Genomic DNA, 12,213 nt, shown 5'->3' on the forward strand with positions numbered 1-12,213 from the left:
CGAAGGAGCACGCGGTGAGCACGGAACAGCACGACCACCCCGGCGACGGCCATCTCGGCGACGGACGTCCGGGAGCGGGACACCCGGGTGGCGCCGACCGGGGCGACGACGGGACCGACGGCGCGGGCGGCGCGGGCGCCACGGATGACGCGGGCGCCACGGTTGACGCGGGCGGCCCCGGCGCCTCGGGCCCGGACGGCGGCGCCCGGCGTGGGCCGCGGCTGACCGTCCTGGCCGTCGCGGTCGCGGTGCTGCTGGCCGGCGGCGGCGGTGCGTACTGGGCCGCCTCGTCGGGCGGCGACCACGGCGACGGCAAGGCGTCGGCGTCCCAGCCGCTGCGGTTCGACGGACCCGACCCGGTGAGCGGTGCGCCCGGAGCGGGGACCAACAGCATGCCGGTGACCGGCGGCGACACGTACAAGCTGACCGGCACGCTGCCGCAGGGGCCGGAGTCGGCGGCGGTCTACCGCGCGGCGCGCGGTCCCGACGAGGCCGCGGTGAAGAAGCTGGCCGAGCGGCTCGGGGTGACCGGGCCGGTCCGGCGGGTGAACGGGTCCTACGTGGTCGGCGGCGGCAAGGACGGCGGCGTGCCCACGCTGATGGTCGGCACGGACGCCCCGGGCGCGTGGTCCTACACGCGTTTCGGGCCGCCCGCGGTGGCGCAGCCGGACGGCGCCGATTCCTCGTCGTCTTCCTCGTCGTCGTCGTCCTCGTCCGACGACTCGGGCGCGTCCGCGCAGGGCTCCGACTCAGGGCCGGTGAGCGAGCAGCGGGCGCGGTCGGTCGCGCAGCCGCTGCTGGACGGCCTCGGCCTGTCCGGCGCGCATGTCGACGCGAGCCAGACGGTGGGCGCGCTGCGGACCGTCACCGCCGACCCGGAGTTCGGCGGCCTGCCGACGCACGGCTGGTCGACCACCGTGCAGGTCGGCGCGGACGGCGTGGTCGCCTCGGCGTTCGGGCGGCTGTCGGAGCCGGTCAAGGGCGCGTCGTATCCGGTGGTGAGCGCGGCGGCGGCGCTGAAGGAGCTGAACTCGCGGGCAGTGGCCTACCCGCAGATCTGCGCGATGCCGCTCCCCCAGCCCCGGCTGCCCGCACCCGGCGCCCGGTCCGACGGCGACGCGAAGGGCACGACCGGCGCGAGCGGCTCGGGCAGCGCGAACGCGTCAGGCAGCGGGAACGGGTCGAGCGCGGCGAAGGGCACGACCGGCGCGGGATCGACGCCGGGCGGCTCCAAGCCGTGCGTCCCCGCGGGCCCGCACGAGGTGCAGGTGCGCGGCGCGACCTTCGGGTTGGCGCTGCAGTTCGTCTCCGGCGTGCAGAGCCTGGTGCCGGCGTGGCTGTTCGACACCGCGCAGGCGGGCGTGGCGCGGACCGCGGTGGTGGCGCAGACCGCCGTGGACCCCGCGTACGTCACCGGCGGCGGCAGCGGCAACGGCTCGGCGTCGCCCACTCCGGTGCCGCCCGGCACGGTGAGCCCGGCCCCGGCGAACCCCGGCGGCCCGCGCCGCCCGGTGCCGCCCGCACCGTCCGGCCCCTCGGCGCACACCGTCGACGTGACCGCGTACCACGCGGCGGGCAGCACGCTCACCGTCACGTTCGAGGGCGGGCTCTGCCCCTCCTACACCGCGTCGGCCGACGAGAGCGCGGGCCAGGTCCGGGTCCGCGTCACCGAGACCCCGGCGCAGCCGGGCAAGATGTGCCCGATGATCATCAAGACGCTCACCCGCACGGTCACGCTGGACACGCCGCTCGGCACGCGGACCGTGGTGGACGCATCGGACGGGCAGCCGGTCAGGGGACAGTGACCGCTGCCGCACAACAGACCGGCGGCACCTGGTGGGGGTGCCGCCGGTCTGCTGTCCTGTCGCCGGCTTCACGCCGGCGACGACTCGGTCAGTGGAAGGAGTCGCCGCAGGCGCAGGAGCCCGTCGCGTTCGGGTTGTCGATCGTGAAGCCCTGCTTCTCGATCGTGTCCACGAAGTCGATCGAGGCACCGCCCAGGTACGGCGCGCTCATCCGGTCGGTCACGACCTTGACGCCGCCGAAGTCCTTCACCACGTCGCCGTCGAGCGAGCGCTCGTCGAAGAAGAGCTGGTAGCGCAGGCCGGAGCAGCCGCCGGGCTGGACGGCGACGCGCAGCGCGAGGTCCTCGCGGCCCTCCTGCTCCAGCAGGCTCTTCACCTTCGCGGCAGCGGCGTCGGACAGGAGGACGCCCTCGCTCGTGGTGGTGGTCTCGTCCTGAACCGTCATGTGCTTCACTCCCGGGTTGTACGGACGCTCAATGACTACCGATGCCTAACCGGTGCCCGCCCGGATTCATTCCGCACCTCCCGCGGCACGGCGAATCCGACCCGTCCGATGTGACGTCTTGCCGTCCATGCTCGCACACGACGCCCGCCGCCGGACCGTCCACGGGGAATGCGTCACACTGACGCACCCGGCAGCGTCAAACTGACGCGAACGGGTTATGATAGATAGCGTCAAGTAGACGAAAAGTCTGCGCTGCTGCGAAGAAAGGGCTACGGGCCCGTGACCACCACACAAACGCTGGACGTACAGCCCACCCCGCTCGCGCTGCTGCTGCTCGGCCGCGCGTCCGACCCCGCCAGCGAACGCGGCGTCGACTGCCCCGGCGACCTGCCCGCGCCGTCCGACCCGGACCTGGTGGAGCGCGCCCGCGCCGCCAAGGCGAAGCTCGGCGACCGGGTGTTCGTGCTGGGCCACCACTACCAGCGGGACGAGGTCATCGAGTTCGCCGACGTGACCGGCGACTCCTTCAAGCTGGCCCGGGACGCGGCGGCCCGCCCCGAGGCGGAGTACATCGTCTTCTGCGGTGTGCACTTCATGGCCGAGTCCGCCGACATCCTCACCTCCGAGCGGCAGCAGGTGATCCTCCCGGACCTGGCGGCCGGCTGCTCGATGGCCGACATGGCCACCGCCGAGCAGGTCGCCGAGTGCTGGGACGTGCTCACCGACGCGGGCGTCGCGGACACCACCGTCCCGGTCTCGTACATGAACTCCTCCGCGGACATCAAGGCGTTCACCGGCCGGCACGGCGGCACCATCTGCACCTCCTCCAACGCGCGGCGGGCCCTGGAGTGGGCGTTCGGCCAGGGTGAGAAGGTGCTGTTCCTGCCCGACCAGCACCTGGGCCGCAACACCGCGGTGCTGGAGATGGGCCTGGCGCTGGAGGACTGCGTCGTCTACAACCCGCACAAGCCGGGCGGCGGCGTGACCGCCGAGCAGCTGCGCGCGGCCAAGATGATCCTGTGGCGCGGCCACTGCTCGGTGCACGGCCGCTTCGCGCTGGACTGCGTCGAGGACGTCCGCGCCCGCATACCGGAAGTCAACGTGCTGGTGCACCCCGAGTGCCGGCACGAGGTGGTCACCGCCGCGGACTACGTCGGCTCGACCGAGTACATCATCAAGACGCTGGACGAGGCGCCGGCGGGCTCGGCGTGGGCGATCGGCACCGAGCTGAACCTGGTGCGGCGGCTGGCCGCGGCGCACCCCGACAAGCAGATCGTCTTCCTGGACAAGACGGTGTGCTTCTGCTCGACCATGAACCGCATCGACCTGCCGCACCTGGTCTGGGCGCTGGAGTCGCTGGCGGACGGCAAGGTCGTCAACCGCATCCAGGTCGACCCGGAGACCGAGCACTACGCCAAGGCCGCGCTGGAGCAGATGCTGGCGCTGCCGTAAGGCGGGGGCAAAGATGGATCGGTGATTCTTCGATCCGTCCGTGACGACGAGGAGGACGCGGAGGCGGTCCGCGAGATCGCTGCGGCCGCCTTCGGGGGCACGCGCGCGCTGCGGCCGGCGGCCGGCGCCGCGCCGGTGCCCGGTGAGCGGGGGTTCGGCGGGCCGGGACCCGGCGGCCGGGGTCCCGGCGCCGGCCGCGCCGCCGCCGGCCCCGACGCCGAGCGGATCACCCGGCAGGAGGGCCGGATACGGCACCTGGCGCGGACCGACCCCGAGGGCTGCTGGCTGCTGGAGGACGAGCACGCCGGGCCGGTCGGCGCGGTGCTGTCCTCGCGGCGCGAGGGCACCTGGGCGCTGTCGCTGCTGGCCGTGCTGCCCGAGGCGCAGGGCAAGGGCGTCGGCAAGGCGCTGTTGGCCCGCGCGCTGCTGTACGGCAGGGCCTGCCTGCGCGGCGTGGCCTGCCTGCCCGACGACCCGGTCCCGGCCCGTACGCTGCGCCGGGCCGGCTTCACCCTGCACCCGACGATGCGGCTGTCCGGCCTGCCCGACCCGGGCCGGCTGCCCGCGCCGGACGGTCCGGTGCACCAGGGCACGGAGCGGCACCGCGACCTGATGGACTCCGTCGACCGCCGCACCCGCGGCGGCGCGCACCGCGCCGACCACGAGGAACTGCTGCGCCACCACCGGCTGTTCGTGGTGGACGACCTGGCCGGCAGCGGCTACTGCTATGTCCGGCGGGGCCGGGTGGAGACGCTCGCGGCCACCTCCCGCCGGCTGGCCACCCGGCTGCTCACCGCGGCGCTGCTGGCCGCGCCCCCGGGCGAGCCGGTCCGCGTCGACCACGTCACCGCGCAGGCCGAGTGGGCGGTGGACGTGGCGGTGGCGGCGGGGCTGCGGATCACCACCTCCGGCTACGTGGCGCTGCGCGGGATGCGCCCGCCGGAACTGGCCCTGCCGTCCACGGCGTTGCCCTGACAGGCGCCGAGGGGGCGCGGCGGAAGCCGGGGTGGGCGCGGGGCCGTGGCGAGCGCGCCGGCCGGGCCGCGGGCCGCTGACCTCGCGAGCAGCCGTACGAGCGGCTAGCGGTGCGGGCGGACCAGGCCCGACTCGTAGGCGGCGACGACCAGTTGGGCCCGGTCGCGGGCGCCGAGCTTGGCCAGCGTGTGGTTGATGTGCGTCTTGACGGTGAGCGGGCTGACGCCGAGGCGCTCGGCTATCGCGTCGTTGGACAGCCCGGCCGCGACCTCCACGAGCACCTCGCGTTCGCGCGCGGTCAGCGTGTCCAGGCCGGTGACCGGCGTCGGCTCCGCGCTGTCGGCCGCCGCCTGCTGCTGCGCCACGAACCGGGCGATCAGGCTCTTGGTGGCGGCCGGCGACAGCAGCGCCTCGCCGCGGGCCACCGTCCTGATGGCGGCGAGCAGTTCGGCGGGTTCCGCGCCCTTGCCGAGGAAGCCGGCCGCGCCGGCCAGGATGGCCCGCACCACGTACTCGTCCGCCTCGAAGGTGGTCAGCACCAGCACCGCGCAGCCGGTCAGCGCCGGGTCCGCGGTGATCGCTCGGGTCGCCGCGATGCCGTCGACGCCCGGCATCCGGATGTCCATCAGCACCACGTCCGGCCGCTCCGCCCGCACCAGCGCGACCGCCTCCGCGCCGTCCGCGGCCTCCCCCACCACCACGAGGTCCGCCTCGGACTCCACCAGCATCCGCAACGCGCCGCGCATCAGCGCCTGGTCGTCCGCGAGCACCACCCGCAACGCGGCCTCCACCGGCGCCTCCACGCCCCCCGGCCCGGCCGCCCGCTCCCCGGCGGCCCCGCCGGAACCGCCCTCGCGGCCCGCCTGGCCCCGCGCCACGGCGACGGACCGCGCCCCGCCCCGGCCCGAGCGCGTCCCGACCGCCTCGGCGGCCGACGCGTCGTGGGCACCGGCACCGCGCCCGGCCGTCGACCGGGAGCCCTGCGCGGAGGCGGGTCGAGGTGCCGGAGCCTCCGCGCCGGCCCGCGGCCCGCCGGGGCCGGCGCGGCGCGCGGTGGCACCCTCGGCCGCCCCTGCGTCGTGGGCGGCCGGCGGGCGGGGGTCCCGCGCGGACGCGGTGTGCCGCCCGCGCGCGGTGGGGTCGAGCCGGGTCATCCGGCGGCCTCCTGGCCGGAGGCGGGGAAGTGGCGGGTACGCGGCGGGGCGGACAGCGGCAGCCGGACGTGGACCCGGAAACCGCCGCCGGGGCGCGCGCCGGTGCGGCAGACGCCGCCGAGCGCGGAGGCGCGCTCGTGCATGCCGAGCAGGCCGTGCCCGCCGCCCGGCGCGGAGTCCGCGTCCCGGCCCGCTCCTGCGAACACCGCGTCCTGCTCGGTGCCGCTCGCGGCGGACCGCGGGCCGGGTCCGGCCGCCGGGCGGCCGCGCCGCGCGGACGGCAGCAGGGCCGCCGCTGCGTTCGGATCGGGCGCGCCGGGACCACCGGGCGCGCCGTCGTCGTCCACCACCAGGTCGAGCACACCGGACTCGCGGCTGATCCGCACCACCGCGCCCGCGTCGGGCCCGGCGTGCTTCTGCACGTTCGTCAGCGACTCCTGGATGATCCGGTACGCGGTCAGGTCGATGCTCGCCGGCAGCTTCGGCGTGGCCGCCCCCGCGCACTCCACCGCGACGTGCAGCCCGGCCCGCCGGAACCCGTCGATGAGCTGGTCGAGCACGCCGAGCCCGGGCGCCGGCTCCATCGGCGCCTCCGGCTCGCCCGACTGCCGCAACAGCCCGACGGTGGCGCGCAGTTCGTCGAGCGCGGACCGGCTCGCCTCGCGCACGTGGGCGAGCGCCTGCTTGGCCTGGTCCGGCCGGCTGTCCATGACGTGCGCGGCCACCCCGGCCTGCACGTTGACCAGCGCGATGTGGTGCGCGACCACGTCGTGCAGCTCGCGGGCGATGCGCATCCGCTCCTCGGCCACCCGCCGCCTGGCCTCCTCCTCGCGGCTGCGCTCGGCGCGCACCGCGCGCTCCTCGATCGCCGCGACGTAGGCGCGCCGGCTGCGGGCCGCGTCGCCGACCGCGGCGGCGAGGCCGGTCCAGGCGAAGACCGCGAAGTTGGACTGGCGGTACCACGGCCCCGGGCCGAACGACATGGCCAGCACGGTCAGGCCGACGCACACCGCGAGCCCGGTGGTCCTGGTGGTCGGCCGGTCGGAGCGGGCCGCCACCGTGCACAGCGCCACCGCGACCGCGACCACCAGCGGGATGCGGCCGTCGACCGGCCGCAGCGTCAGGAAGAGCGCGGCCAGCAGCACGGTGAAGCCGAGCACCGTCCACGGCAGCCGGCGCCGCAGCATCAGCGAGCCGCAGGCCAGCGCGGCGAGCGCGGTGTCCAGCACGCCCGGCCGGTAGGAGTCGATGCCGACCACCGCGCCGATCAGCATGAGTGCGAACGCGGCCGCCGCGAGCGCGGCGTCCGCCGTGCTCTGGTGCGCGCGCAGCCACCGCCGGGGCGCTGCGAGGAGACCGGATGCGTACTGCACGGTAAGCAACGGTAAGGGACGCGGGGACGCCCCGCGCCGCCCGCACCCGAACCGGCCCCGGAACAGCGCCGGATCAGCCCCGGATCGGCCCCGGATCGCCCCGACGGCGCGGGACCCGGGCGGGACCCGGGCGGGACCCGGGCGGGACCCGGGCGGGATCAGCCCGGGATCAGCCCGTCGTCCCTGAGCATCGCCCTGACCTCCTCCAGCGTCGCGTCCGGCGACGGCAGGATCAGCCCGGACGGCTCCAGCGCGTCGTCGGGCAGCGGCTCGCCGCGGCTGCGCACCCCGTCCAGGAGCGCGCCCAGCGTGCGCCGGAAGCCCTCCTCGTCGGCCGCCTCGATCGCCGCGAGCAGGGCGTCGTCCAGCGTGTTCAGCTCAGGGAGATGGGCGTCGTCCAGCACCAGCTGGCCCTCGCCCATGATCCGTACGATCACAGCGGCCTCCTCCGTAGCCGTGCGCGCCGCGGTCGTGCCCGTGCCCGCGGCGGCGCGTCCTGCCGGTTCCGCGCGTTCCTACTGCTTGTCGAACCGCGGGGTGTCCTGGGGCTGCGCCTGGGCGGACTGGCCGCCCTGCCCCTGGCCGCTCTCGATCGCCTGCTGCGTGCCGCCGCCGGCCAGCTCCGCCTTCATCCGCTGCAGCTCCAGCTCGACGTCGCTGCCGCCCGACAGCCGGTCCAGCTCCGCCTGGATGTCGTCCTTGGCCAGGCCGCTGGGGTCGTCCAGGGCGCCGGAGGCCAGCAGCTCGTCCAGCGCGCCGGCCCTGGCCCGCAGCTGCTCGGTCTTGTCCTCGGCCCGCTGGATCGCCATGCCGACGTCGCCCATCTCCTCGGAGATGCCGGAGAAGGCCTCGCCGATCTGGGTCTGCGCCTGGGCGGCGGTGTAGGTGGCCTTGATGGTCTCCTTCTTGGTGCGGAAGGCGTCCACCTTGGCCTGCAGGCGCTGGGAGGCGAGCGTCAGCTTCTCCTCCTCGCCCTGGAGCTGGGTGTGCTGGGTCTCCAGATCGGCGACCTGCTGCTGCAGCGCCGCCCGGCGGGACAGCGCCTCGCGGGCCAGGTCCTCGCGGCCCAGGGCGAGCGCCTTGCGGCCCTGGTCCTCGTACGTCGACGACTTCTTCTGCAGCTCGGACAGCTGCAGCTCCAGGCGCTTGCGGGACGTCGCGACGTCGGCCACGCCCCTGCGCACCTTCTGCAGCAGCTCCAGCTGCTTCTGGTACGAGTAGTCGAGGGTCTCGCGCGGGTCCTCCGCCCTGTCCAGGGCCTTGTTGGCCTTCGCGCGGAAAATCAGTCCCATCCGCTTCATGACACCGCTCATGGGCCTCGCGCGCCCCCTTCTCGGCAAAAGCTCCAGCACCTCTACAGACCCCAGCCTACGGGCCCTGGTTCCATTACCGCACTGTTCGGGCGTCGATGCGGTCATCCGCAAGGACGATCACGCGGCGTCGGCGTAGGGCCCAGGGAGTAGGTGGGGGTCCCGGGGCCGGTGTTCCGTACGGGTCCGGCGCGGAACCGCGCGCGGGGGCGGTGTCCGGCCGGCGGACCGTGGTCTAGGGGCTGCGGCCGGGAACACGTAACCTTGGGGTTGTGTTCCGACGTCGCTCCCACGATTCCGACGACCGGTCCTCGGCCACCACCGCGGTGCTCGACGAGGACCAGGTCCGCGACCCGCAGGCTCCCAAGGGTCGCCCCACCCCCAAGCGCAGCGAGGCGCAGGGCGCCCGCCGCAAGGCGATGACCGTGCCCACGGACCGCAAGGCCGCGGCCCGGCAGGCCCGCGACGCGCGCAGGGCCCAGATGGCCAAGCAGCGCGAGGCGCTGCAGAGCGGCGACGACCGCTACCTGCCGGCCCGCGACAAGGGCCCGGTGCGCACGTTCGTCCGCGACTACGTGGACTCGCGGTTCCGCGTCGCGGAGTTCTTCCTGCCGATCGCGGTGCTCATCCTGGTGCTCAGCATCGTGCGGGTGGGCTCGCTGCAGACGGTCTCGCTGCTGCTGTGGCTGATCGTGATCGTGATGATCGTCGGCGACTCGTTCGTCACCGGGTTCCGGCTGCGCGGCCAGCTGCGGCAGCGGTTCCCCGACCGGAACACCAAGGGCGCGGTCGCCTACGGGCTGATGCGCACCCTCCAGATGCGCCGGCTGCGCCTGCCCAAGCCGCAGGTCGGCCGCGGCACCAAGCTCTGAACGGCGGGACGGGAGCCGTTCCCGGGGCCCAGGGGTTCGCCGGGGGCGCGGAGAACTGGCTGGCCGGTCTCGGCGGCCTGCGCAACACCGTGCGGCAGGAGCTGGTCGCCCGGCAGCTCGACGAGCAGCTCGCCGGGCTCGACGCGCTGGACGCGGGTCCGCTGCGGGTGCTGGACATCGGCCCCGGCCAGGGCACCCAGGCGCTGCGGCTGGCCCGCGCCGGCCACCTGGTGACCGGCCTGGAGCAGGACGTGCAGATGCTGCGGGCGCTGCGCGCGCAGGTCGCCGCCGAGCCGCCCGAGGTGCGCAACCGCTTCGTGGTGCTGCGCGGCGACGGCCGTGAGACCGGCCGGCACTTCGGCCCGGCCTGCTTCGACGTGGTGCTGTGCCACGGCGTCCTGATGTACGTGCCCGACCCCGAGCCGATGCTGGCCGCGCTGGCCCGCGTGCTGGCCCCCGGCGGCCTGCTCTCGCTGCTGGTGCGCAACGGCGACGCGCTGGCCATGCGGCCCGGACTGCTGGGCGACTGGGCGGGCGCGGCCGGCGCGTTCGACGCCGAGGGCTACACCAACCGGCTGGGCCTGGCCACCCGCGCGGACCGGCGCGGGCCGCTGACCACGGTGCTGACCGGCATCGGCGTGCCGCTGCGCGCCTGGTACGGGGTGCGGGTCTTCACCGACGCCGCCTCCGACCTGGCGCGCGTCCCGCAGGACCCGCACGAGCTGGCGCTGCTGCTGGACGCGGAGGAGCGGGCGGGGCGCACCGACCCCTACCGCGGGGTGGCGGCGCTGACCCATCTGTGCGGCGTTCGGACGTAGTGCCGGCGGCCCGGCTCCCGCCCGCGGCGCGCGGCCCGGGTGCGGACCGCCGGTGCGCGGCTGCCGGGCGCGGTCCGCTCGCGCGCCGGAGCGGGTAACCCGGGTGCGGTCCGCTCGCGTACCGGAGCGGGTAACCCGGGTGGGTGCGCGGGCCGGGCCGCGGGCGCGGCCGGACGTGATGATGCGGACATGAGCCGATCGCCGTACGCCCGTATCCGCCTCCTGCTCCCCGTCGCCGCGGCCACCGCCGCCGTCACCGCGACCGCGCTGCTGGCCGCCGGCTGCAGTTCGTCGGACTCCGGCTCCACCGGGACCCGGGCGAGCGGGGGCGCCAGCCGCAGCGCCGCGCAGCAGGCCGCGGCCGACACCGCGGTCTCCGACAGCGGCGCGCAGGGCCTGCAGAGCGCCTACCAGGACGCGGTGAAGAAGGTCCTGCCGTCCGTCGTGCAGATCACCACCGGCCAGGACCTGGGCTCCGGCGTCGTGTACGACGACAAGGGCGACGTGGTGACCAACGCGCACGTGGTCGGCGACGCCAAGACGTTCCAGGTGTCCCTGGCCACCGGCGGCAAGCCGCTCACCGCCAGGCTGGTGTCCTCGTTCCCGGCGAACGACCTCGCGGTGATCCGGCTGGAATCGCCGCCGAGCAAGCTCAAGCCGGCGTCGTTCGCGGACTCTTCCAAGGTGGCGGTCGGCCAGATCGTGCTGGCGATGGGCAGTCCGCTGGGCCTGTCCAGCAGCGTCACCCAGGGGATCGTGTCGGCCACCGGGCGCACGGTCAGCGAGGGCGCGTCCGGCGGCGGCACCGGCGCGACCATCCCCGACATGGTGCAGACGTCCGCGGCGATCAACCCCGGCAACAGCGGCGGCGCGCTGGTCGATCTGGACGACCAGGTGATCGGCATCCCCACGCTCGCCGCCACCGACCCACAGCTGGGCAGCGGCGCGGCCCCGGGCATCGGGTTCGCGATCCCGTCGTCCGCGGTGAAGCGGATCGCCGACCAGATCATCGACCACGGCAAGGTCACCGACTCCGGGCGGGCCGCGCTGGACGTGGCGGTCCGCGGCGTCGTCGGCCAGGACTTCCAGCCGGCCGGCGCGGCGATCGTCTCGGTCGCCAAGGGCGGCGCAGCGCAGAAGGCCGGGCTGCAGGCCGGCGACGTCATCACCAAGCTCGGCGGCACGCCCGTGACGACCGTGCAGTCCCTGACCGAGGCGCTCGCCGACGACAAGCCGGGCCAGAAGGTCCCGGTCACCTATCTGCGCAACGGCGCCACCAGGACCGTCCAGGTCACGCTGGGCTCCCTCTAGGAGCGGTGACGGGTCAGGCTGGGAGCGGTGGCGGGTCAGGGCCGGGCGCCCGCGCCGCCGTCCGCGAGGGCGACCGCGCCGCCGTCCGCGAGGGCGACCGCGCGCGCCTCGGGCACTCCCAGCATCAGCAGGCTCGTGACCGCCGCCGCCCGGGCGCCGTGGGTCCCGTCCGGCAGGTCGCTGTCGGCGATGGCGAACACGGCGCCGTAGGCGACCTGGCTGAGCAGGCCGGCAGGTACCGGGCGAACACGTCGGCGTCCTGGCCGCGCCGCACCAGGTCGGCGAGGAGTGCGTCGACCGGCCCGAGCAGTCCGTGGATCGCCTCGCCGTACTCGCCGCGGCGCAGCGCCAGCAGCACGCGGTACCGGTGCGCCACCGGCCACAGGCGGGCGACGAACGCCGCCCACGCCGCGTCCGCGTCCGCGACGGCGGCGGTGACGTCGGTGAGCACGGCCGTCATCTCGGTGACGGCCCGGTCGGTGAGCGTCTGGATCAGGTCCAGGCGCGAGGGGAAGTGGCCGTAGACCGTCCGGCGGACGACGCCGGCGGCGGCGGCGATGTCGCCCATGCCGGCGTCGGGGTTCTCCCCCAGTACGTCGAGGGCGACGTCGAGAATGCGGTCGCGTGTCTCGCTGGTCGAGCGCGCGCGGGAGGACTCGGTGGGCACGCGGCCATTTTTGCACACCGGTGTGCAGTGA

Annotated in this window: 12 protein-coding genes; 6 read left to right on the plus strand and 6 right to left on the minus strand. The window is 75.4% G+C overall.

Going from position 1 to position 12,213, the window contains the following annotated elements; translation table 11 throughout:
- The first annotated feature begins 14 nt into the window (after nucleotides 1-14).
- Entirely contained in the window at nucleotides 15-1,805 is a 1,791-nt protein-coding gene (locus VSR01_RS08600) for a hypothetical protein (RefSeq protein ID WP_326448659.1), read from the plus strand.
- 88 nt (nucleotides 1,806-1,893) lie between these two features.
- On the opposite strand, the gene VSR01_RS08605 is transcribed toward VSR01_RS08600, so the two are convergent.
- Nucleotides 1,894-2,250 carry a HesB/IscA family protein gene (locus tag VSR01_RS08605; RefSeq protein WP_326448660.1) on the minus strand — a complete coding sequence of 119 codons (357 nt, stop codon included), beginning with the start codon at nucleotides 2,248-2,250 and terminating at the stop codon, nucleotides 1,894-1,896.
- Between the two features lie 279 nt (nucleotides 2,251-2,529).
- Between VSR01_RS08605 and nadA the strand changes: the two genes are divergently transcribed.
- Together nadA and VSR01_RS08615 are read left to right on the plus strand one after the other, a co-directional pair.
- Nucleotides 2,530-3,702 (plus strand): quinolinate synthase NadA, encoded by a 1,173-nt coding sequence (gene nadA / locus VSR01_RS08610; RefSeq protein ID WP_326448661.1) that lies wholly within the window; start codon nucleotides 2,530-2,532, stop codon nucleotides 3,700-3,702.
- A 21-nt stretch (nucleotides 3,703-3,723) separates the two neighbouring features.
- Nucleotides 3,724-4,677, plus strand: coding sequence for a GNAT family N-acetyltransferase (locus VSR01_RS08615; protein ID WP_326448662.1), 954 nt, complete (start codon nucleotides 3,724-3,726; stop codon nucleotides 4,675-4,677).
- Nucleotides 4,678-4,781: 104 nt separating this feature from the next.
- On the opposite strand, the gene VSR01_RS08620 is transcribed toward VSR01_RS08615, so the two are convergent.
- The 4 genes from VSR01_RS08620 to VSR01_RS08635 form a co-directional block, all read right to left on the minus strand.
- Nucleotides 4,782-5,456: a response regulator transcription factor gene (locus VSR01_RS08620; RefSeq protein ID WP_326453562.1), complete on the minus strand. Its 675-nt coding sequence runs from the start codon at nucleotides 5,454-5,456 to the stop codon at nucleotides 4,782-4,784.
- Between the two features lie 371 nt (nucleotides 5,457-5,827).
- Nucleotides 5,828-7,204 (minus strand): sensor histidine kinase, encoded by a 1,377-nt coding sequence (locus VSR01_RS08625; protein ID WP_326448663.1) that lies wholly within the window; start codon nucleotides 7,202-7,204, stop codon nucleotides 5,828-5,830.
- 158 nt (nucleotides 7,205-7,362) lie between these two features.
- Complete coding sequence (gene pspAA, locus VSR01_RS08630) at nucleotides 7,363-7,641, minus strand: PspA-associated protein PspAA (protein WP_326448664.1); 279 nt, start codon at nucleotides 7,639-7,641, stop codon at nucleotides 7,363-7,365.
- Nucleotides 7,642-7,719: 78 nt separating this feature from the next.
- Nucleotides 7,720-8,517, minus strand: a complete 798-nt coding sequence (locus tag VSR01_RS08635) for a PspA/IM30 family protein (RefSeq protein WP_326448665.1) — start codon at nucleotides 8,515-8,517, stop codon at nucleotides 7,720-7,722.
- Nucleotides 8,518-8,786: 269 nt separating this feature from the next.
- Here VSR01_RS08635 and VSR01_RS08640 point away from each other — a divergent pair, with 269 nt between their 5' ends.
- From VSR01_RS08640 to VSR01_RS08650, 3 genes are all read left to right on the plus strand, one after another.
- On the plus strand, nucleotides 8,787-9,386 hold the full coding sequence (locus VSR01_RS08640; RefSeq protein ID WP_326448666.1) for a DUF3043 domain-containing protein: 600 nt from the start codon (nucleotides 8,787-8,789) through the stop codon (nucleotides 9,384-9,386).
- 89 nt (nucleotides 9,387-9,475) lie between these two features.
- The gene (locus tag VSR01_RS08645) at nucleotides 9,476-10,204 is read left to right on the plus strand and encodes a class I SAM-dependent methyltransferase (protein ID WP_326448667.1); all 729 of its coding nucleotides are present in this window, start codon (nucleotides 9,476-9,478) and stop codon (nucleotides 10,202-10,204) included.
- A gap of 189 nt (nucleotides 10,205-10,393) precedes the next feature.
- Nucleotides 10,394-11,515 carry a S1C family serine protease gene (locus VSR01_RS08650; protein ID WP_326448668.1) on the plus strand — a complete coding sequence of 374 codons (1,122 nt, stop codon included), beginning with the start codon at nucleotides 10,394-10,396 and terminating at the stop codon, nucleotides 11,513-11,515.
- Nucleotides 11,516-11,639: 124 nt separating this feature from the next.
- Here the strand turns inward: VSR01_RS08650 and VSR01_RS08655 are convergent, their stop codons facing one another.
- The gene (locus VSR01_RS08655; RefSeq protein WP_326448669.1) at nucleotides 11,640-12,182 is read right to left on the minus strand and encodes a TetR/AcrR family transcriptional regulator; all 543 of its coding nucleotides are present in this window, start codon (nucleotides 12,180-12,182) and stop codon (nucleotides 11,640-11,642) included.
- Nucleotides 12,183-12,213: the final 31 nt, after the last annotated feature.

Origin of the sequence: Actinacidiphila sp. DG2A-62 (assembly GCF_035825295.1) — a bacterium.
Classification (GTDB): domain Bacteria; phylum Actinomycetota; class Actinomycetes; order Streptomycetales; family Streptomycetaceae; genus Actinacidiphila.

Bases quoted from the DNA above. Each gene is read 5' to 3' on its own strand.
- VSR01_RS08605 (WP_326448660.1), bottom strand. From the start codon at position 2,250: ATGACGGTTCAGGACGAGACCACCACCACGAGCGAGGGCGTCCTCCTG.
- VSR01_RS08635 (WP_326448665.1), bottom strand. From the start codon at position 8,517: ATGAGCGGTGTCATGAAGCGGATGGGACTGATTTTCCGCGCGAAGGCC.
- VSR01_RS08650 (WP_326448668.1), top strand. From the start codon at position 10,394: ATGAGCCGATCGCCGTACGCCCGTATCCGCCTCCTGCTCCCCGTCGCC.